Genomic DNA, 20,402 nt, shown 5'->3' on the forward strand with positions numbered 1-20,402 from the left:
TGTAGAAAGATGAGAGTTGTTTTACAACGATCAAAGAAAGCGTCTGTCACAGTAGACGGTGAGATCGTAGGACAAATTCCGTTCGGTTTAACATTACTAGTTGGCATTACGCATGAAGATACAGAAAAAGATGCAACTTATATTGCGGAAAAAATTGCAAACTTACGTATTTTTGAAGATGAGAGCGGAAAGATGAATCATTCTGTACTTGATGTAGAAGGACAAGTTCTATCTATTTCGCAATTCACATTATACGGAGATTGTCGCAAGGGAAGACGTCCAAACTTTATGGATGCTGCGAAACCTGACTACGCAGAGCGTTTATACGATTTCTTTAATGAAGAAGTTCGCAAACAAGGATTGCATGTGGAAACAGGGAAGTTCGGAGCAATGATGGACGTTTCTTTAATCAATGATGGTCCGGTGACCTTAATTGTAGAAAGTAAATAGTGTTGATAAAAAAGAGAGGGTTATATAATCCTCTCTTTTTTATACATTGTTGTATGTTTTGTTCATTTATCCCGCATTAACGGGCAGTAAGACCCTCCACCTCAAAATTCAGCGGAAGCAAAGAAGTTAGGTGAGGATTAACTGCCCGTAAAAGCCCGATTGGTTCAACTAATAATCAGTGGTGGATGAACAAAACCCCCACTGATTAAAGTTTCACTTTATCATAGGATTAATTTAAAGGGGAATAAAAGAAAAAGAAGGTGTAGCATGCTTCAAGAATTTAATATAGCGTTACGTTTTATGTTAGAGTTATGTATTCTTGGGATTGTTGGATACTGGGGATATCGAGTAGGAACAACAATGGCTATAAAAATTACACTTGCTATTATTATTCCAATTGTTATTGCTGTCATTTGGGGGCTATTTGGAGCTCCACATGCAGAATGGGAAGTACAAGGTATATTACATGTATTATTAGAAATTATCGTATTTGGAGTAGGTGTTGCAGCGTTATATCATTTGAAGCATCATATGCTCGCAAGTGGACTGGCTATTGTTATTGTTGTAAATCGAATACTAATGTTTATTTGGAATCAATAGCAGTTTCGGTTATGTATAACTCTCTCATCAATATGGAACAATAAAAAGTAAAACATCCATATTGAATGTGAGGGATATACGTATGCGTATGAATGAAAAAGGGCATTCTGTTACAAATGGTGCAAATCAACTGTTTAACGTGAATTTTCATGATTTCATTTCAAAAGAGCAAAATAATACTTCAATGGAGCTTGCTTCCGAGTTTGGGATTTCTCTTCAAGATGTAAAGCGTTTAAAGAAGCAGATTGAACGTTCTTAGAGCACTTGACAATCCTACTTAACAAACGTATAGTAATTTTATATTTACATATGAATATAACCGTTGATAGAGAAGAGTAAATGAGATACACATGGAAAGAGAAGGAATGTCTTAGGCTGAAAACATTTCTGCATGATGACTGATTGAATGACACTCTAGAGGTTTCAACTTGAACGGCATATATGCTTAGTAGGGATGAACGCATATTTAAGCGTTATTAAAAAAGTGGAAGCATACGTGCTTCAATTAGGGTGGCACCACGGGTATAATACTCTCGTCCCTACTGTTTAAACAGTAGAGGCGGGAGTTTTTTTATTTTTATTAAGATTAAAACAATTTGAGGAGGAACTGAATATGTCTATTCAAATCCCACGCGGAACGCAAGATATTCTTCCAGGCACTGTTGAGTTATGGCAGTATATCGAAGGGCAAGCACGCGAAATTTGCCGTCGTTACAATTATAAAGAAATTCGTACACCAATTTTTGAGCACACTGAGCTATTTTTACGCGGTGTTGGTGATACGACAGATATCGTACAAAAAGAAATGTACTCATTCCAAGATCGTGGAGAGCGCAGCTTAACATTACGTCCAGAAGGTACTGCACCTGTTGTACGTTCTTACGTTGAAAATAAAATGTTTGGTGATGCAACACAACCAACGAAATTATACTATATCGGTCAAATGTTCCGTTATGAAAGACCACAAGCAGGTCGCTATCGTCAATTCGTACAATTCGGTATCGAAGCAATCGGCAGTAATGACCCTGCAATTGATGCAGAAGTAATTGCACTTGCTGTTGAATTTTACCGCGGCATGGGCTTAAAAAATATTAAAGTTGTATTAAACAGTTTAGGTGACGCAGCGAGTCGTCAAGCACACCGTGATGCATTAATCGCACACTTTGAGCCACGTATCGGCGAATTCTGCTCTGACTGTCAATCTCGCTTAGAAAAGAACCCACTTCGAATTTTAGACTGTAAGAAGGACCGTAACCATGAATTAATGGCAACAGCTCCATCTATTACAGAATACTTAAACGAAGATTCAGCAGTATACTACGACAAAGTACAAGAACTATTAACGATGATGGATGTTCCATTTGAAAAAGATCCGAACTTAGTGCGTGGTTTAGACTACTATCAACATACTGTTTTTGAAATTATGAGTGAGGCAGAAGGTTTCGGTGCGATCACTACATTAAGCGGTGGTGGCCGTTATAACGGACTTGTACAAGAAATCGGTGGACCAGAAATGCCAGGTATCGGTTTTGCAATGAGTATTGAACGTTTAATTATGGCGCTAAAAGCTGAAAACATTGAATTACCACTTGAACATAGCATTGATTGTTACGTTGTAGCGCTTGGTGAAAAAGCGAAAGACCATGCTGCAAAAGTGGCATTCGATCTTCGTAAAGCTGGATTGTCGGTTGAAAAAGATTATTTAGATCGCAAAATGAAAGCACAATTTAAATCAGCAGATCGTCTAAAGGCGAAATTTGTAGCTGTATTAGGAGAAGATGAGCTAGATAAAGGCATCATTAACTTAAAAGATATGGCAACAGGTGAACAAGAAGAAGTAGCGTTAGATGTATTTGCTTCATACGTAGCAGAGAAATTAATATAGGGGGAACTTACAGTGGCTGAAAGAACACATGCATGTGGAAAAGTAACAGTAGAAGCTGTTGGACAAACAGTTCAATTAAAAGGTTGGGTACAAAAACGCCGTGACTTAGGTGGATTAATCTTTATCGATTTACGTGACCGTACAGGTATCGTACAAGTTGTATTTAACCCAGAAACATCAAAAGAAGCGTTAGAAGTAGCAGAAACAATTCGTAGCGAATACGTATTACACATAGAAGGTACAGTTGTTGAACGTGGTGAAGGCGCAATTAATGACAATATGGCAACTGGTCGTATTGAAGTACAAGCAACAAAAGTAAATGTACTAAATGCAGCGAAAACAACACCAATTATTATTGCTGATGATACAGATGCATCAGAAGATGTGCGTTTAAAATATCGTTATTTAGACTTACGTCGTCCTGTAATGTTCAACACATTCAAAATGCGTCACGACGTAACAAAAACAATTCGTAACTTCTTAGATACAGAAGAGTTCTTAGAAGTAGAAACACCAATTTTAACGAAAAGTACGCCAGAAGGAGCTCGTGACTATTTAGTACCAAGTCGTGTACATGACGGTGAATTCTATGCATTACCACAGTCACCACAGTTATTTAAACAGCTTCTTATGGTCGGCGGATTTGAGCGTTACTATCAAGTAGCACGTTGTTTCCGTGACGAAGATTTACGTGCAGATCGTCAACCAGAATTCACGCAAATCGATATTGAAGCTTCATTCTTAACACAAGATGAGATTTTAGAAATGATGGAGCGTATGATGACGAAAGTTATGAAGGATGCAAAAGGTGTAGAAGTTAGTGCACCATTCCCTCGTATGAAATATGCTGATGCAATGGCTCGCTACGGTTCTGATAAGCCAGATACACGCTTTGAAATGGAACTAACAGACTTATCTGAGTTTGCAGCAGGTTGTGGCTTTAAAGTGTTTACAAGTGCTGTAGAAAGCGGCGGACAAGTAAAAGCAATTAATGCAAAAGGTGCTGCAAGTAAATATTCTCGTAAAGACATCGATGCATTAACTGAATTCGTGAAAGTATACGGTGCAAAAGGTCTAGCTTGGCTTAAAGTTGAAGAAGACGGCTTAAAAGGACCGATTGCGAAATTCTTCGGTGAAGAAGATGCAAACGTGTTAATGAGTACATTAGAAGCTACTGCTGGCGACTTATTACTATTCGTAGCAGATAAGAAGAGCGTTGTTGCAGATAGCTTAGGCGCACTTCGTTTACGTCTAGGTAAAGAGCTTGAGTTAATTGATGAAAGTAAATTTAACTTCCTATGGGTAACTGATTGGCCACTTCTTGAGTACGATGAAGATGCAGATCGTTATTTCGCAGCTCATCACCCATTCACAATGCCATTCCGTGAAGACGTTGAGCTACTAGAAACAGCACCAGAAAAAGCACGTGCACAAGCATATGACCTTGTATTAAACGGTTATGAGCTTGGTGGTGGATCACTTCGTATTTACGAGCGTGACGTACAAGAAAAAATGTTCAAAGCACTTGGATTCTCACAAGAAGAAGCGCAAGAGCAATTCGGATTCTTATTAGAAGCATTCGAATACGGTACACCACCACACGGCGGAATCGCATTAGGTTTAGATCGTCTTGTTATGTTACTTGCAGGCCGTACGAACCTTCGTGATACAATTGCATTCCCAAAAACAGCAAGCGCAAGCTGCTTATTAACAGAAGCTCCAAGCCCAGTTGCAGAAGCACAGCTTGAAGAGTTAAACTTAAAATTAAGCTTAAAAGAAGAAAAGTAAGAATAGGGTCTAGATGGTTATACTATAACCATCTAGACTTTTTTTGAGGGGAAGTTTAAAAAGTCCGGTGCTCGAGTAGTTAAAGCTACACTGCGCTCCTCCTGGCATAAGCGCCTCGATCTGCTCGGTTCTTTAAATCCTCTTTTTTAAACGTGTATTTAGGAAGAAGTAAAATTCTGGTCTATGTTTTCATTCTCGAAATATGTATTTTTAGGAATTCTATAACTTTTTCTATACAAATAGTCGGAAAAACGCTAGAATACATGGTAGACCATTTTTGTAATAGGAGTGTAGAGCTGAATGTTACATCAATTTTCACGTAATGAATTAGCCTTCGGTAAAGAAGGACTTGAAATATTAAAAAATAGTACAGTCGGTATTTTAGGAATTGGCGGCGTAGGTTCATTTTCAGCTGAAGCGTTAGCGCGTTCTGGAGTAGGACGTCTCGTATTAGTTGATAAAGACGTTGTAGATATTACAAACGTAAACCGTCAAATTCACGCTTTAGTATCTACTGTAGGACGTTCAAAAGTAGAATTAATGAAAGAGCGTATTGCAGACATTAATCCGGAATGTGAAGTAATTGGATTAGAAATGTTTTATACAGATGAAACATATGAAGAGTTCTTTAAACACGGTTTAGATTTCGTAGTGGATGCATCTGATACGATTACGTTCAAAATTCATTTAATTAAACAATGTTTACGTCGTAAAATTAAAATTATCTCATGTATGGGTGCAGCAAATAAAATGGACCCAACTCGTTTCCGTATTGCGGACATTTCTAAAACACATACAGATCCAATTGCGAAAGTAATTCGTACGAAGCTTCGTAAAGAGGGTATTAAAAAAGGTGTAAAAGTTGTCTTCTCTGACGAAAACCCAATCGTAATTCGTGAAGAAGTACGTAAAGAAATCGTACCAGACGAGAATGCAAAAATTCGTAAAGCGAAATTACCGCCTTCATCAAATGCATTCGTACCATCTGTGGCAGGTTTAATTATGGCAAGTCACGTTGTACGTGAACGTATTAAAAATGTAGAAGTGAAACGTGTAGGGCAAGAATAAAAGAAAAGCATATATCCATTTTGGATATATGCTTTTTTATATGTATTAAAGAAATATGGATATTTGCATCACTACTAGTTCAAATGTAAGTAAGGTTAGTAAGTAATAATCATATTTATCTGATTTATAGGCGGATGTCTTTTTTAGACTGTTAATGGTGAAAAGAGCTAAAGTCAGGACGAGAAGGCCAAGAGTTATTTTGAAGATTATTAATGAAATAGCAACCATCTCCCTTTAAAGGTATATGTTTATAATAACATTTTAGTAAAAATTATCCAATATGTTTTAGGAGTTTTCTTGTATGACAGGGAGTAATGTTATTGTAAATCTTTGTCATTAAATCGATCTCCTTTATTGAATCGTTGATATATTGTAAGTTGTGATAGATATATTTGAAAAATCGTTGATATATTGCAAGTTGTGATAGATATATTCGAAAAACCGTTGATATATTGCAAGTTACGATAGATATATTCGAAAAATCGTTGATATAAATTCATTTACCGACATGTATATATATGGTTTACCGAAAACAAACAAGGATGTCACTTAGTCAAAAAAGTGACATCCTTGTTTTTAATTCTCTGCAGAATATATAATATCTAAATTTCCATTTTGATCTGTCTTGAAAATGGGAGCAATCTGTTCTTCTTGTTCTTCAACCGAAACAAGTTTTCGAGCGCGATCCATAATTCGAACAAGCATCGCGTAATCTTCTTCGATTGCTTGTTGTTTTTTTGTGAGTACCGCTAATTTCGTTTCAAGTTCATGATTCGTTTTTTGCAGAGAAGTGAGCTGAGCTTGTAATACATCATTTTCAGTTTGCAACTTTGCAAGTGAAGGATTGTTATGTTCTAAATTTTGTAAAAATGAGATGACATTTTGCATTGTAAGATCTTGTTTACTTGGCGTAATATCTTCTGAAAAATCGGCGTCAATTACGAGTTGTTTCGTTTTCGTGAACCGATCTTTTTCTATATTAGCTTCAGAACGTTTTAATTCTTTACGTTGTTTTTTTGCAAGCTGCACCGCATCTTCGTAATTCGGTCTTACTTCAGCATTCCATCTAAAACCACAAGCTGCGGAAGTGCGGTTTAAAGCGTCGCCAACTTCATCAAACGCTTTTATTTGTGTACTTCCGCTGCGAATATGTCGCAAAACAGTTTCTGCTAAAAGGAGATCATCTTCTTTTGTCCATGCATCTTGACGTGTTTTCATAAGCGAAGCCTCCATAATGGTGACGTTTTCGTTTATGTTACCCTTTATTTTTCGTTTTATTCGAAGTTTGTAATCTTTCATAAACAGTAGAAAGTGCTTGCTCAAATTTCCCTGTCGTTTTCGGTTTATAATATTGCTTGTTTTTTATTTTATCAGGTAAGTATTGTTGCCTTACCCAGCCATTTGGATGGTCGTGTGGATATAAATATCCAATGCCTCTTCCGAGTGATTCTGCGCCTTTGTAATGACTATCTTTTAAATGGCTTGGAATGTCACCTGTTTGACCGTTGCGTAAATCGTGTAATGCAGCATCAAGTGCTTTATAAGCTGAATTTGATTTTGGTGATAAGCATAGCTCTATAACGGCATTTGCAAGTGGGATGCGTGCTTCTGGGAATCCAACTCGTTCAGCTGATTCAATTGCAGCTAGTGTACGCGGTCCAGCTTGTGGGCTAGCAAGTCCAATATCTTCATAAGCCATAATAAGAAGGCGTCTGCCAATACTTTGTAAATCACCTGCTTCAATAAGGCGTGCTAAATAATGGAGCGCTGCATTTACATCACTTCCGCGTACTGATTTTTGAAATGCTGATAATACGTCATAATGAGCATCGCCGCCTTTGTCGTGAACGAAGCTCTTCTTTTGTAAGCATTCTTCTGCAATCTCGAGTGTGATTTCAGCCGCTTGATCGTCTGTAGTAAAGCTAGATAATACAGCAAGTTCAAGTGCGTTATAAGCGGAACGCATATCACCACCAGAGGCATTTGCAAAATGATGTAGTGCTTCATCTGTTACCGTTACAGCATATTCTCCAAGGCCTTTTTCTTTATCTTCTAAAGCTCTTTTTAACCCAATTAAAATATCATCTTCTGTTAGTGCGTGTAATTCGAAAATTTGACACCTGCTTCGAATAGCGGAGTTTATTGCATGGAATGGATTACTTGTCGTTGCACCAATTAAAGTAAGAAGTCCGCTTTCTAAGTGGGGTAATAGAAAGTCTTGCTTTGCTTTATCTAGACGGTGAACTTCATCTAGAATTAAAACGAGGTGTCGATGCATCTTTGCTTCTTGTACGACAACTTCCATATCTTTTTTATTGTGAGTAACAGCGTTTAATAGACGAAACGGGGTACCGGTACTTCCTGCAATTGCACTGGCAATGGATGTTTTTCCTGTACCTGGAGGACCGTATAAAATCATAGATTGAAAATGATTTGCTTGGACCATTCGCCATAAAATCTTTCCTTCACCAACTAAATGTTGTTGCCCAATAATTTCTTGAATATTTGTAGGGCGCATTCGATGTGCGAGTGGTTGTTTCATTTAGACCGTCTCCCTTAATATATAATCTCGTTCTATCGTATCATTTTTTTCTACGAAATTTGAAATAGGATGCTGTTTTATGGGAAAAATGAAGAAGAATATTTTCATTTTTCTTTCAATTGTAATAATTTCCGAGTTTTTCAATGTGATTTTATGTTATCATTTTGATACACAAGTTGAAATTTCTTATAATACTATATTATGCTATAATTTCATAGGATTTTAAATTGTGTTCTTTTTATAAATAAGATATAACCAATAGAAGTGAAAATTTGAAAAGAGGTGCAAAATAGATGAAGATTTCAACAAAAGGCCGCTATGGCTTAACAATTATGATTGATCTTGCAAAAAAGTTTGGTGAAGGTCCGATTTCATTAAAATCAATTGCGCAGGCGCATGACTTATCCGAGCATTACTTAGAGCAATTAATTTCACCACTTCGTAACGCTCGTCTTGTAAAGAGTACGCGCGGGGCATATGGCGGATATGTATTATCTGATCAACCGGCTAACATTACAGCTGGGGATGTAATCCGTGTATTAGAGGGACCGATTAGTGTTGTAGAAATGATAGAAGAAGAAGAGCCAGCACAGCGCCAGTTATGGATGCGTGTTCGTGATGCGGTGCAAGAAGTGTTAGATAGTACAACGTTAGAAGATTTAGTACGTTATGAGGAAGAAAATCACGGGGGCTATATGTTTTACATTTAATTCCTTGTGAAACGATTTGGAAAGAAGGAGATTTAATGGAACGCATTTACTTAGATCATGCTGCGACATCTCCGACTCACCCAGAAGTGGTCGAAAAGATGATTCCATATATGACAGAAATATTCGGGAACCCGTCTAGTATTCACTTTTATGGACGTCAAACTCGTCACACAGTAGATGGGGCGAGACGAGTGTGTGCACGCAGCATTCATGCGAATCCGAATGAAATTATATTTACGAGTGGTGGTACAGAAGCTGATAATTTAGCGCTTATAGGTGTAGCACGTGCGAACCGTCATAAAGGTAACCACATAATAACGACGCAAATTGAACATCATGCGATTTTGCATACGTGCGAATTGTTAGAGCGTGAAGGGTTTGAAGTGACATATTTACCTGTCGATGAAACAGGACGCATTCAAGTTTCTGACATACAAAAGGCATTAACAGAAGAGACGATTCTTGTATCTATTATGTTTGGGAATAATGAAGTAGGGACAATGCAACCAATTGTGGAAATAGGAAAGCTGCTAAAAGAGCATCAAGCTTATTTCCATACAGATGCGGTACAAGCTTACGGTTTAGTAGAAATTAATGTGAAAGAGTTTGGTATTGATTTATTATCAATTTCAGCTCATAAAATTAATGGGCCAAAAGGTGTAGGGTTCTTATTCGCTGGTGCAAATGTGAAATTTGAGCCGTTATTAATAGGCGGAGAGCAAGAAAGAAAACGCCGTGCTGGTACGGAAAATGTGCCTAGTATTGCTGGGCTTCAGCATGCAATTCTTATAGCTGAAAAAACTCGTGAGCAAAAAAATGCCCAATATGAAGAGTTTAAAGATATAATGGTATCTGTCTTCAAAAATGAAGGCATTACTTTCGAGGTAAACGGAAACTTAGAACATCGCTTACCGCATGTACTTAATGTAAGTTTTACAGGAATGAACATTGAACCGTTTCTTGTGAACTTAGACCTAGCTGGCATTGCAGTATCAAGTGGTTCTGCTTGTACAGCTGGTTCGATTGATCCATCACATGTATTAGTAGCGATGTTTGGAAAAGACTCCGATCAAATACGTTCATCCGTACGCTTTAGTTTTGGACTTGGAAATACGAAAGAGCAAATTGAAAAAGCGGCGTACGAAACAGTGAAAATCGTGAAGCGATTAACACAAAATTAGCATGGGAGGTGACATGATGAACAAACTACCTCACGAAACACGCGTTGTCATCGGAATGTCCGGTGGCGTCGATTCATCTGTAGCAGCACTTTTATTAAAAGAGCAAGGTTATGATGTAATCGGAATTTTTATGAAAAACTGGGATGATACAGATGAGAATGGTGTCTGCACAGCAACAGAAGATTACAATGATGTAATTGAAGTGTGTAACCAAATTGGTATTCCGTATTATGCAGTAAACTTTGAAAAACAATACTGGGATAAAGTATTTACGTACTTCTTAGATGAGTACCGAGCTGGTCGTACACCAAACCCAGATGTAATGTGTAATAAAGAAATTAAATTTAAAGCATTTTTAGAGCATGCAATTGCGCTTGGTGCTGATTATGTAGCAACAGGTCATTATGCACGCGTTGCTTATATGGACGGCGAATATAAAATGCTTCGCGGCGTTGATGACAATAAAGATCAAACATACTTCTTAAATCAATTAAGCCAAGAGCAATTATCAAAAACAATGTTCCCGTTAGGTGAACTGAAGAAACCACAAATTCGTGAAATGGCGAAAGAAGCTGGCTTAGCGACAGCGGCGAAAAAAGATAGTACAGGTATTTGCTTCATTGGGGAGCGTAACTTTAAAGATTTCTTAAGTAACTACTTACCAGCACAACCAGGTGTAATGCAAACATTATCTGGTGAAGTGAAAGGGAAGCATGACGGTTTAATGTATTATACAATTGGACAACGTCATGGTCTTGGAATTGGTGGTAATGGTGATCCATGGTTTGCTGTTGGAAAAAATCTAAAAGAAAACATTTTATATGTTGATCAAGGATTCCATAACGAACTTCTATATGGTGATGAAGTTATTGCTACGAATGTAGGATGGGTAAGTAACAAAGAAAAAGAAACAGAATTTAAGTGCACGGCGAAATTCCGTTATCGTCAAGAAGACAATAAAGTAACGGTTCAAATCGTTGATGAAAATACAGTTCGTATTCTTTGTGATGAGCCAATTCGTGCAATTACACCAGGACAAGCAGTCGTTTTCTATGATGGAGATGAGTGCTTAGGCGGTGCTACAATTGATGAAGTATACCGTAGTGGTAAGAAATTGGATTATTTAGGATAAATGAGAAGCCTCTGCCGATTAGCGGTTAGAGGTTTCTTTTACATAAAGCGAATTTTCGTTCGCTTGGAAAATACATTCTTTGTTATAATTTGTTGTAGAGGTGAAGGACATGTCAAACAAACTTGAAACAGGTATTCAATATATGCAAGAAGGAAATTGGGAAGAAGCAGCTAAAAATTTTACAGAAGCAATTGAAGAAAATCCGAAAGATGCGCTTGGATACATTAATTTTGCAAATTTATTAGACGTATTAGGAGATAGTGAGCGAGCGATTTTATTTTATAAACGTGCATTAGAGTTAGATGATAAATCTGCAGCTGCTTATTATGGCTTAGGAAACGTATATTATGGCCAAGAGCAATTTACTGAGGCGAAAGTTGTATTCGAACAAGCAATGCAAGCTGGATTACAATCAGCTGATGTAACATTTATGTTAGGTATTACACATGTACAGCTTGGAAATGATCGTCTTGCACTACCATTCTTACAAAGAGCAACAGAATTAGATGAAAACGATGTAGAAGCTGTATTCCAGTGCGGACTTTGCTTCGCGCGACTAGAACATATTCAAGAGGCGAAACCTTATTTTGAAAAGGTATTAGAAATGGATGAAGAGCATGCAGATGCGTATTACAATTTAGGTGTTGCTTACGTATTTGAAGAAAATAACGAGAAAGCTCTCGCTTTATTTAAGAAAGCAACTGAAATTCAGCCAGATCACTTTTTAGCTGGTAATGGCGTTCGTTTATTAGAGCAAGAAGCTGAATAAGATAAAAATATAGTTTAATGGGTAGTTATCCCTCATCTAAAAAGGTGGGGGATGTACTGCTCATTAAAGTGAAAATATCGGAAAGGAGAGGAAAGATGGGAAATCAACATGCAATGGATTTGTTTGAGGAAGAGAAAAAATTTATAAAAGCGCAAGTTCTTCATACCATTTTCCACAACGAAGAAAACCTCTATTCCGTTGTCAGTATGAAAGTCATTGAAACGAATGAAACGTATGACGAAAAGAAAGTAATGATAAACGGTCATTTTCCCCGCATGCATGAAGATGAAGTGTTTACATTGACAGGTCACTTTAAGGACCATCCAAAGTATGGAAAACAATATATGGTTGAAACATTTAAAAAAGAATTGCCGCAAACAAAAGCAGGTATGGTGCAATATTTAGCGAGTGATTTATTTAAAGGGATAGGAAAGCGTACAGCGGAAAAAATTGTGGATCATCTCGGGGAACATGCTATTTCTAAAATTATGGATGACCCTGAGGCGTTAAATGGTGTTGTTAACAAACAAAAGGCTCAGGAAATATATGAGACAATTGTTGAACATCAAGGATTAGAAAAAGTAATGAGCTTTTTAAATGGTTACGGTTTTGGAACGAAACTTTCTATTAAGATTTACCAGCAATATAAAGAGATGACATTAGAAGTGATTCGTAATAATCCGTATCAACTTATTGAAGAAGTGGACGGGATTGGTTTTGGACGAGCGGATGATATAGGGCGTGCGTTAGGGATATCGGGTAATCACGACGACCGTGTACGAGCGGGATGTTTTTACACATTAGAGAATGTCTCATTGCAACTTGGTCACGTTTATATGAGGAAAGATCAACTTGTAAGAGAAACGATGTCACTTTTAAACAATCAAGAAGGAAGAGTGACTGAAGAAGATATTATAGGTTGTATTGAAACGATGCAAAGTGAAGGGAAAGTCATCATAGAAGAAGAACGAGTGTATTTAGCAACTTTATTCTACTCTGAAAAAGGTGTTGTAAAGTCTATTCGTCGATTGATGAATCAAGAGGAAACACCTTCATTTCCTGAAGCAGAAGTGTTAAAAACATTAGGTGAAATTGAAGAACAGTTGAATGTACAATATGCACCGTTTCAGCAAGAAGCGATTCAAACGGCACTTCATAAACCGATGATGTTATTAACAGGTGGACCAGGAACAGGAAAAACAACCGTTATTAAAGGGATTGTTGAAATGTATGCGTCACTTCACGGATTATCGTTAAATCCGAATGAATACAGTGATGATAATCCATTTCCAATACTATTAACAGCTCCAACAGGAAGAGCAGCGAAGCGGATGAGTGAATCGACAGGACTTCCAGCTTGCACAATTCACCGTTTGCTTGGCTGGACGCCAGAAGGATCTTTCCAGCGTAATGAAACGGATCCTGTCCAAGGTAAGCTCCTTATTATCGATGAATTTTCAATGGTTGATATTTGGCTCGCAAATCAGCTATTTAAGTCGCTACCAACGAATATTCAAGTTATCGTTGTAGGTGATGAAGATCAGTTGCCATCTGTAGGACCTGGACAAGTATTAAAAGATTTATTAAATGCAGGTGCAGTTCCGACAGTGAAGCTTACTGAAATTTATCGTCAAGCAGAAGGCTCATCTGTTATTCAACTTGCCCATGCGATCAAAGACGGCACACTCCCGCCAGATTTAGCGCAAAATAAAAAAGATCGTTCGTTTATCAGCTGTACAGGGGCTCAAATTGTTGAGGTTGTGAAAAAAGTTTGCGAAAACGCTAAAACAAAAGGCTTTAGTGCAAGGGATGTTCAAGTATTAGCACCGATGTACCGCGGGCCTGCTGGTATTAATGTATTAAACGAAGCGCTGCAACAAGTATTTAACCCGAAAAGGGAAAAGAGTAAAGAAATCCAGTACGGTGATGTTGTATACCGAAGAGGCGATAAAGTACTGCAACTCGTTAATCAGCCGGAGAGCCAAGTGTTTAATGGGGATATCGGAGAAATTGTTTCGGTGTTTTATGCGAAAGAAAACGTTGAGCAACAAGATATGATTATCGTTTCATTTGATGGAATTGAGGTAACGTATACAAAGCCGGATTTAAATCAAATTACACATGCATATTGTTGTTCGATTCATAAATCACAAGGTAGTGAATTTCCGATTGTTATTATGCCGATTGTGAAAAGTTACAACCGTATGTTACGCCGTAATTTAATTTACACGGGCATTACAAGAAGTAAGAAGTTCCTTATTATTTGCGGGGAGGAAGTAGCTTTCCAATCTGGTGTAAATCGCCTTGATGATGCAATGCGTCAAACAACTTTAGCTAGTCGCTTGCAGGAATCACAAGGAGAAGTACAGATGGTCACAGTTAATGGCGAGGAAATGGACGTGGAAAACATTTCACCGTATGATTTCATGTAACAAGGTGAAATTATATAGTGAAACTTTCAAACGCATAGCGTTGAAAGGCTCCAGCAATGTATAAATGAATGCGGTTTGGACATAATGGCGAATAGAATCTGGGAGACTGTAAGGAGATGAAAGCCATATGTTCATTTGTCCAAATTGCAAAGGGAAAGACATTGGGAAAATAGGTGTCAACCAATTTTATTGCTGGAATTGTTATATCGAATTATCGGTTTCAAAGGGGAAAATCCATACGCATCAAGTTGAGGAAGATGGTTCATTAAGCTCTCTTGATGATTTATTTGATGAGAATGAAAGAACGATCGGATAACGAAAAGGGGGATTTACTTTGAATCTACGCAATTCATTAATCGCATTAGGTGTTGGAGCTGCAGCATATCAATATGCTCGTAAGCAAGATGTATTTTCAAAACGCAATATGAAAAAAGCACGTAAGATGATTAAGTCTTACTTATAATCATTTCGATAAAGTGAAAAACTCCCTTATAGACAAGGGAGTTTTTTTATGCACTCATATGCAAATAAAAAAGTCCAATTTCTGAGAAAAGATAAGATAGACCGTAACAGCCGACGCCAAGTATTCCATACTGCCATAATTGCTTCGCTTTTTCTTTACGTGAGGAACGAATAAAGAACCCCTTCCAAATACCAAAGCCGATACAAATCCATTCAAGAATCATAAAAAGTGCTGATAATCCAAGCATAAACAAAACCATAATTAGCCCTCCTGATTACATTATTTCATGCTGTATTCTCAGGGGTGGTTGTCCTTGTTATGTTATTTATATGTACGTCTTTAAAAAACAGTATGGTCCGTATGAAAAGATTTTAAAAGTTTCACACATAACCTAACCCATTTATTTTCAAAATAAAGGTGGAGGAGGTTTTTCATGTGAAGAATCTTAAAATCATTTGGATATATCGTTTAGGATTATTGTTACTTGTTTTTCTTTGTTTGCTCGTCTTTTTAAAAATTAAGCCACTATGGGCACCGATTATTTTTGTATTTAAAGTAGCGATTACGCCGTTTCTTATCGCCTGTTTTATTGCGTATTTATTGCACCCTTTAATTGAAAAAATTCATAAGGAAGGGATGCCCCGTACACTGGCCATTTTGCTCATTTATATCCTTTTCTTTGGCGGAATTGGTTATGGGATTTATAAAGGAACACCAGTCGTTATTAAACAGTTACAAGAGATTAATGAACAATTTCCGCAGTTTACAAAGATGTACGATTCGTGGATGGATGGCGTTACAGAACAAACAGCGAATTTCCCTTCGTTCATTCATGAAAAGGTGAAACAACTTTTTGTGGGTGTGGAAACGAAGATTCAAGCGCTTTTAAATAAAGTGATGAGTACAGCTCGTGGTGTACTCGATTCATTGCTCATTATTTTCTTAATACCGTTCATTGTATTTTACATATTAAAAGATTATGGTGAGTTTTATCATATCTTTTGGAAACTAGTCCCAAGTAAATGGCGAGGTACGGGGCAAATGCTTGCGAAAGAAATTGATAAGTCACTTGGAAGTTATATTCGAGGACAGTTATTTGTTTGTTTAGTATTAGGGGGAGTATCAGCTCTTTCTTTTTGGTTTATCGGTATGAAATATCCATTATTGCTTGGCATTATTATTGGGGTAACGGATATAATCCCGTACTTTGGTCCTATTTTAGGAGCGATCCCGACGTTAATGATTGCAGCAACAGTATCAACGAGTTTACTTATTAAGGCGGGGATTACGATTGCTATTTTGCAATTTGTGGAAAGTAACATTTTATCGCCTTACATTGTTGGTAAGTCACTTCGTATGCATCCTGTTATTATTATGCTTGCATTACTAGTTGGGGGGGAAGTAGCTGGTATTGTAGGATTACTAATATCGGTTCCGATTTTAGCAGTTATTCGTACTGTCATTGTTCATGTGAGACCTCTCTTGAAAAAAGAAAATGTGTAAGTATAGAAGCCCTCTATGTAAGAAATAGAGGGCTAATCATATATTTATTTAGAAAGCTGCTCGTGTATCTTTTGAACGAGGGAGCTCACATCATTTGTTTGAATATGTTTTATTTTTTTCCATTCATTATCATACATAAATACAATTTGATTGTTGAAAAGACGCTTTTGTTCTTTTAGATTAGAAATTTTTGCAAAAGAGTACTCTTCAAATATTGGATTCTTACTTACATCTGGCCCGTAAAAGAATAGCCTTTTGTTCGTTAAAATTAGCAATCCTGGCCTTGCGACGGAACGATAAATAAATATGTCTAATGAACATGCTGCGTAAAATAATATCGTTTCGTCAGTTGCTAATATGTTTTTAGCTTTGTTAAGTAAGGTTGTCATTGTGATCGCTCCTTTATTTTATTAACAATAATTTAATTATAGCAAAAAAAGTAATATTTAGAAATTTTTATAAATTATTATTGTAAGGAGATTCCAATTTATTAATAAACGCATAATATATGAAAAGGCTGTTAAGAATGAATAGTAGAATACCTATGATTAATAAGCGATTAATACAATATAAATGATTATCTACATTGACAAACTTAAGAGAATTCTATTATATTTAGTCATATAATACATTAAATCAATGACGGAACAAGTACGTTACAGTCCATTTATAGAGAGAAGCTTCCATATGGCTGAAAGAAGCTTTAAATGAAGGGTAACAGAAAGCTAATCCTGAGAGCAGCTAATCACTGCCGTCTTGCCACGTTACGGCACCATGAGGTGATGAATTGATTGTTATTGTAATCAATTCATAATTAGGGTGGTATCGCGAGTTAACTCTCGTCCCTTTTATAGGGACGGGAGTTTTTTATATTTAAGGAGGAAAATACAATGAAACAACTAACAGGCGCACAAATTCGTCAAATGTTTTTAGACTTTTTCCAAGAAAAAGGACATGCAGTAGAACCTAGTGCATCACTAGTTCCACATGAAGATCCATCTCTTCTATGGATTAATAGTGGTGTAGCAACATTAAAAAAATATTTTGATGGACGTGTAATCCCACAAAATCCACGTATTACAAATGCTCAAAAATCAATTCGTACAAACGATATTGAAAACGTAGGGAAAACAGCTCGTCACCATACATTCTTTGAAATGTTAGGAAACTTCTCAATCGGTGATTACTTCAAAGAAGAAGCAATTACATGGGCTTGGGAATTCTTAACGAGCGACAAATGGATCGGATTCGATAAAGAATTACTATCAGTTACAATCCATCCAGAAGATGAAGAAGCATTCACAATTTGGAATGAGAAAATGGGCGTTCCAAAAGAGCGTATTATCCGCTTAGAAGAAAATTTCTGGGATATCGGTGAAGGACCAAGTGGACCGAATACAGAGATTTTCTATGACCGCGGAGAAGCTTACGGTAATGACTTTAGTGACCCAGAATTATATCCAGGCGGAGAAAACGAGCGTTACTTAGAAGTATGGAACCTTGTATTCTCTCAATTTAATCATAATCCAGATGGTTCATATACACCACTTCCTAAGAAAAACATTGATACAGGGATGGGTCTAGAACGTATGACATCTATCGTTCAAGATGTGCCTACGAACTTTGATACAGATCTATTCATGCCGATGATTGGTGCAACAGAATCAATTTCTGGTGAGAAATATCGTAATGGCGATTTAGAAAAAGATATGGCGTTTAAAGTAATTGCTGACCATATCCGTACAGTAACATTTGCTGTTGGTGACGGTGCTCTTCCTTCTAACGAAGGCCGTGGTTATGTATTACGTCGTTTATTACGCCGCGCTGTTCGTTATTCGAAGAAATTAAACATTAACCGTCCATTCATGTTTGAATTAGTACCGGTTGTTGGAGAAGTAATGAAAGACTTCTATCCAGAAGTACTTGAAAAGAAAGATTTCATTGCGAAAGTTGTGAAAAACGAAGAAGAGCGTTTCCATGAAACACTTCATGATGGTGAAGCAATTTTAGCTGAAGTTATTACAAAAGCAAAAGAAGAAAAAACAACTGTTATTTCTGGAGTAGATGCGTTCCGTCTATATGACACATACGGTTTCCCAATTGAATTAACAGAAGAATATGCAGAAGAAGCTGGCATGACAGTTGATCATGAAGGTTTTGAAAATGAAATGGAAAAACAACGTGAGCGTGCACGTGCTGCTCGTCAAGACGTTGACTCAATGCAAGTTCAAGGCGGTGTACTTGGAGAAGTTAAAGTAGCGAGTGAGTTCGTTGGTTACGGTACAGTTGCAACAGAAAGTAACGTTGTTGCACTTGTGAAAAACGGCGAATACACAGACAGCTTACAAGCTGGTGAAGAAGGACAATTAATGCTTGATGTAACACCATTCTATGCTGAGAGCGGTGGACAAATTGCAGACCGTGGTTACCTTCTTGCTGATGGCGTGAAAGTTCTTGTAAAAGACGTGCAAAAAGCACCAAATGGTCAAAACTTACACAAAGTTGTTGTTGAAGAAGGTACATTAACGAAAGATGCGGCTGTGAAAGCTATTATCGATACGAAAAACCGTAGTAGCGTTGTGAAAAATCATACAGCAACTCACTTACTACACCAAGCATTAAAAGATGTACTTGGAACACACGTTAACCAAGCAGGTTCTCTTGTAACTTCTGAACGTTTACGCTTTGACTTCTCTCACTTCGGTCAAGTACAAGCTGACGAATTAGAAAAAATTGAGCGTATGGTAAACGAGAAAATTTGGGAAAGTATTGATGTTGAGATTTCTCAAAAAGCAATCGAAGAAGCGAAAGAAATGGGCGCAATGGCATTATTCGGTGAAAAATACGGTGATGTTGTACGCGTTGTACAAGTTGGCGATTACAGCTTAGAGCTTTGTGGTGGTTGTCACGTTGATAATACAGCTTCTATCGGTATTTTCAAAATCGTTGCTGAGTCTGGTATCGGTGCAGGAACTCGTCGTATTGAAGCAGTAACTGGTAAGTCTGCATACGAATTAATGAACGATCAAGTAGGTTTATTAAAAGAAGCAGCAGGAAAAATGAAAACAAATCCGAAAGATATCTTAACAAGAGTTGATGGTCTATTTGCTGAAGTAAAACAACTTCAAAAAGAAAACGAATCTCTTGCTGCGAAATTAAGCAATATCGAAGCTGGAAACTTAACTGATTCTGTAATGACAGTTGATGGCGTAAATGTATTAGCAGCGAAAGTAAATGTTGCAGATATGAATAACTTACGTACGATGATGGATGATCTAAAAAATAAATTAGAGTCAGCAGTTGTTGTATTAGCGTCTGTTAATGACGATAAAGTAAACATCCTAGCAGGTGTAACGAAAGACTTAATTGGCCAAGGTTACCATGCTGGTAAACTTGTGAAAGAAGTAGCTTCTCGTTGCGGCGGTGGCGGTGGTGGCCGTCCTGATATGGCACAAGCAGGCGGTAAAAACCCAGCTCAAGTCGAAGAAGCTTTAGCATTTGTACAAGAGTACGTTAAATCTGTTTCAAAATAAAGAGATAGTAGTGTACAATGGTAGGGAGAGGAGAAGTTCTTCTCCCTATACTTACTATATAAGTGAGGTGCTTGAAATGGACGGTTTTGATAAAACAATGAAGTTTAGCATTCAAGATGAAAAACAGAGTGTCCATGTAAATGATGTACTTTTAACTGTGTATGATGCACTTCAAGAAAAAGGCTATAATCCGATTAACCAAATCGTCGGTTATTTATTAAGTGGAGACCCAGCATACATACCTCGCCATAAAGATGCACGTAGCATCGTTCGCAAGCTTGAACGTGATGAGATTATTGAAGAGCTTGTGAAGTCTTACTTGAAACATCATCGTGAGGAGTAGTTT

General features: G+C 37.3%; 20 protein-coding genes and 2 other annotated features. Of the genes, 16 read left to right on the top strand and 4 right to left on the bottom strand.

The annotated features are described in order from the left end of the window. Positions 1-9: 9 nt before the first annotated feature. The 6 genes from IBT51_RS03495 (at position 10) to IBT51_RS03520 (ending at position 5,791) form a co-directional block, all read left to right on the top strand. Entirely contained in the window at positions 10-450 is a 441-nt protein-coding gene (locus IBT51_RS03495) for a D-tyrosyl-tRNA(Tyr) deacylase (protein WP_001266965.1), read from the top strand. A 267-nt stretch (positions 451-717) separates the two neighbouring features. Beyond that, positions 718-1,050 carry a YrdB family protein gene (locus IBT51_RS03500; RefSeq protein ID WP_069356225.1) on the top strand — a complete coding sequence of 111 codons (333 nt, stop codon included), beginning with the start codon at positions 718-720 and terminating at the stop codon, positions 1,048-1,050. 82 nt (positions 1,051-1,132) lie between these two features. Beyond that, positions 1,133-1,309, top strand: coding sequence for a hypothetical protein (locus tag IBT51_RS03505; RefSeq protein WP_001242605.1), 177 nt, complete (start codon positions 1,133-1,135; stop codon positions 1,307-1,309). A gap of 54 nt (positions 1,310-1,363) precedes the next feature. Beyond that, positions 1,364-1,594: a binding site (T-box leader), on the top strand. A 69-nt stretch (positions 1,595-1,663) separates the two neighbouring features. After that, the gene (hisS, locus tag IBT51_RS03510) at positions 1,664-2,935 is read left to right on the top strand and encodes a histidine--tRNA ligase (protein WP_000027079.1); all 1,272 of its coding nucleotides are present in this window, start codon (positions 1,664-1,666) and stop codon (positions 2,933-2,935) included. Between the two features lie 12 nt (positions 2,936-2,947). After that, positions 2,948-4,723 carry an aspartate--tRNA ligase gene (aspS, locus tag IBT51_RS03515; RefSeq protein ID WP_000840885.1) on the top strand — a complete coding sequence of 592 codons (1,776 nt, stop codon included), beginning with the start codon at positions 2,948-2,950 and terminating at the stop codon, positions 4,721-4,723. A gap of 300 nt (positions 4,724-5,023) precedes the next feature. Further along, complete coding sequence (locus tag IBT51_RS03520) at positions 5,024-5,791, top strand: tRNA threonylcarbamoyladenosine dehydratase (RefSeq protein WP_000903182.1); 768 nt, start codon at positions 5,024-5,026, stop codon at positions 5,789-5,791. A gap of 576 nt (positions 5,792-6,367) precedes the next feature. On the opposite strand, the gene IBT51_RS03525 is transcribed toward IBT51_RS03520, so the two are convergent. Then, positions 6,368-7,009, bottom strand: a complete 642-nt coding sequence (locus IBT51_RS03525) for an RsfA family transcriptional regulator (RefSeq protein WP_000857709.1) — start codon at positions 7,007-7,009, stop codon at positions 6,368-6,370. Positions 7,010-7,046: 37 nt separating this feature from the next. Further along, on the bottom strand, positions 7,047-8,333 hold the full coding sequence (locus IBT51_RS03530) for a replication-associated recombination protein A (RefSeq protein ID WP_000812919.1): 1,287 nt from the start codon (positions 8,331-8,333) through the stop codon (positions 7,047-7,049). A 293-nt stretch (positions 8,334-8,626) separates the two neighbouring features. On the opposite strand from IBT51_RS03530, the gene cymR reads away from it, so the two are divergent. The 7 genes from cymR (at position 8,627) to IBT51_RS03565 (ending at position 15,020) form a co-directional block, all read left to right on the top strand. Next, positions 8,627-9,043 (top strand): cysteine metabolism transcriptional regulator CymR, encoded by a 417-nt coding sequence (gene cymR / locus IBT51_RS03535; RefSeq protein WP_000704116.1) that lies wholly within the window; start codon positions 8,627-8,629, stop codon positions 9,041-9,043. A gap of 35 nt (positions 9,044-9,078) precedes the next feature. Then, a complete protein-coding gene (locus tag IBT51_RS03540; RefSeq protein ID WP_053563619.1) occupies positions 9,079-10,224 on the top strand; it encodes a cysteine desulfurase family protein in 1,146 nt (381 codons plus the stop codon). Positions 10,225-10,240: 16 nt separating this feature from the next. After that, positions 10,241-11,356 (top strand): tRNA 2-thiouridine(34) synthase MnmA, encoded by a 1,116-nt coding sequence (gene mnmA / locus IBT51_RS03545; protein ID WP_001038010.1) that lies wholly within the window; start codon positions 10,241-10,243, stop codon positions 11,354-11,356. 109 nt (positions 11,357-11,465) lie between these two features. Continuing rightward, positions 11,466-12,125, top strand: coding sequence for a tetratricopeptide repeat protein (locus IBT51_RS03550; protein ID WP_000066411.1), 660 nt, complete (start codon positions 11,466-11,468; stop codon positions 12,123-12,125). Positions 12,126-12,220: 95 nt separating this feature from the next. Continuing rightward, positions 12,221-14,557: an SF1B family DNA helicase RecD2 gene (gene recD2, locus IBT51_RS03555; protein ID WP_000528080.1), complete on the top strand. Its 2,337-nt coding sequence runs from the start codon at positions 12,221-12,223 to the stop codon at positions 14,555-14,557. A 127-nt stretch (positions 14,558-14,684) separates the two neighbouring features. Then, entirely contained in the window at positions 14,685-14,873 is a 189-nt protein-coding gene (locus IBT51_RS03560; protein ID WP_000469281.1) for a hypothetical protein, read from the top strand. A gap of 18 nt (positions 14,874-14,891) precedes the next feature. Next, positions 14,892-15,020: a YrzQ family protein gene (locus tag IBT51_RS03565; protein WP_001053553.1), complete on the top strand. Its 129-nt coding sequence runs from the start codon at positions 14,892-14,894 to the stop codon at positions 15,018-15,020. 46 nt (positions 15,021-15,066) lie between these two features. Here IBT51_RS03565 and IBT51_RS03570 read toward each other — a convergent pair whose 3' ends face one another. Next, positions 15,067-15,279: a hypothetical protein gene (locus tag IBT51_RS03570; RefSeq protein ID WP_000242539.1), complete on the bottom strand. Its 213-nt coding sequence runs from the start codon at positions 15,277-15,279 to the stop codon at positions 15,067-15,069. A 176-nt stretch (positions 15,280-15,455) separates the two neighbouring features. Between IBT51_RS03570 and IBT51_RS03575 the strand changes: the two genes are divergently transcribed. Further along, entirely contained in the window at positions 15,456-16,523 is a 1,068-nt protein-coding gene (locus IBT51_RS03575) for an AI-2E family transporter (RefSeq protein ID WP_000793129.1), read from the top strand. Between the two features lie 44 nt (positions 16,524-16,567). Here IBT51_RS03575 and IBT51_RS03580 read toward each other — a convergent pair whose 3' ends face one another. Next, on the bottom strand, positions 16,568-16,912 hold the full coding sequence (locus IBT51_RS03580; protein ID WP_000209466.1) for a PH domain-containing protein: 345 nt from the start codon (positions 16,910-16,912) through the stop codon (positions 16,568-16,570). Positions 16,913-17,153: 241 nt separating this feature from the next. Then, positions 17,154-17,373: a binding site (T-box leader), on the top strand. Between the two features lie 40 nt (positions 17,374-17,413). Here IBT51_RS03580 and alaS point away from each other — a divergent pair. Beyond that, positions 17,414-20,056, top strand: coding sequence for an alanine--tRNA ligase (alaS, locus tag IBT51_RS03585; RefSeq protein ID WP_071729607.1), 2,643 nt, complete (start codon positions 17,414-17,416; stop codon positions 20,054-20,056). A 76-nt stretch (positions 20,057-20,132) separates the two neighbouring features. After that, entirely contained in the window at positions 20,133-20,399 is a 267-nt protein-coding gene (locus IBT51_RS03590; RefSeq protein WP_000348591.1) for an IreB family regulatory phosphoprotein, read from the top strand. Positions 20,400-20,402: the final 3 nt, after the last annotated feature.

Origin of the sequence: Bacillus sp. S71, assembly GCF_016625265.1 — a bacterium.
Classification (GTDB): domain Bacteria; phylum Bacillota; class Bacilli; order Bacillales; family Bacillaceae_G; genus Bacillus_A; species Bacillus_A cereus.

Coding starts and splice junctions, on each gene's coding strand:
- IBT51_RS03495 (WP_001266965.1), top strand. CDS start 10: ATGAGAGTTGTTTTACAACGATCAAAGAAAGCGTCTGTCACAGTAGAC.
- IBT51_RS03500 (WP_069356225.1), top strand. CDS start 718: ATGCTTCAAGAATTTAATATAGCGTTACGTTTTATGTTAGAGTTATGT.
- IBT51_RS03505 (WP_001242605.1), top strand. CDS start 1,133: ATGCGTATGAATGAAAAAGGGCATTCTGTTACAAATGGTGCAAATCAA.
- hisS (WP_000027079.1), top strand. CDS start 1,664: ATGTCTATTCAAATCCCACGCGGAACGCAAGATATTCTTCCAGGCACT.
- IBT51_RS03520 (WP_000903182.1), top strand. CDS start 5,024: ATGTTACATCAATTTTCACGTAATGAATTAGCCTTCGGTAAAGAAGGA.
- IBT51_RS03525 (WP_000857709.1), bottom strand. CDS start 7,009: ATGAAAACACGTCAAGATGCATGGACAAAAGAAGATGATCTCCTTTTA.
- IBT51_RS03530 (WP_000812919.1), bottom strand. CDS start 8,333: ATGAAACAACCACTCGCACATCGAATGCGCCCTACAAATATTCAAGAA.
- cymR (WP_000704116.1), top strand. CDS start 8,627: ATGAAGATTTCAACAAAAGGCCGCTATGGCTTAACAATTATGATTGAT.
- IBT51_RS03540 (WP_053563619.1), top strand. CDS start 9,079: ATGGAACGCATTTACTTAGATCATGCTGCGACATCTCCGACTCACCCA.
- mnmA (WP_001038010.1), top strand. CDS start 10,241: ATGAACAAACTACCTCACGAAACACGCGTTGTCATCGGAATGTCCGGT.
- IBT51_RS03550 (WP_000066411.1), top strand. CDS start 11,466: ATGTCAAACAAACTTGAAACAGGTATTCAATATATGCAAGAAGGAAAT.
- recD2 (WP_000528080.1), top strand. CDS start 12,221: ATGGGAAATCAACATGCAATGGATTTGTTTGAGGAAGAGAAAAAATTT.
- IBT51_RS03560 (WP_000469281.1), top strand. CDS start 14,685: ATGTTCATTTGTCCAAATTGCAAAGGGAAAGACATTGGGAAAATAGGT.
- IBT51_RS03570 (WP_000242539.1), bottom strand. CDS start 15,279: ATGGTTTTGTTTATGCTTGGATTATCAGCACTTTTTATGATTCTTGAA.
- IBT51_RS03580 (WP_000209466.1), bottom strand. CDS start 16,912: ATGACAACCTTACTTAACAAAGCTAAAAACATATTAGCAACTGACGAA.
- alaS (WP_071729607.1), top strand. CDS start 17,414: ATGAAACAACTAACAGGCGCACAAATTCGTCAAATGTTTTTAGACTTT.
- IBT51_RS03590 (WP_000348591.1), top strand. CDS start 20,133: ATGGACGGTTTTGATAAAACAATGAAGTTTAGCATTCAAGATGAAAAA.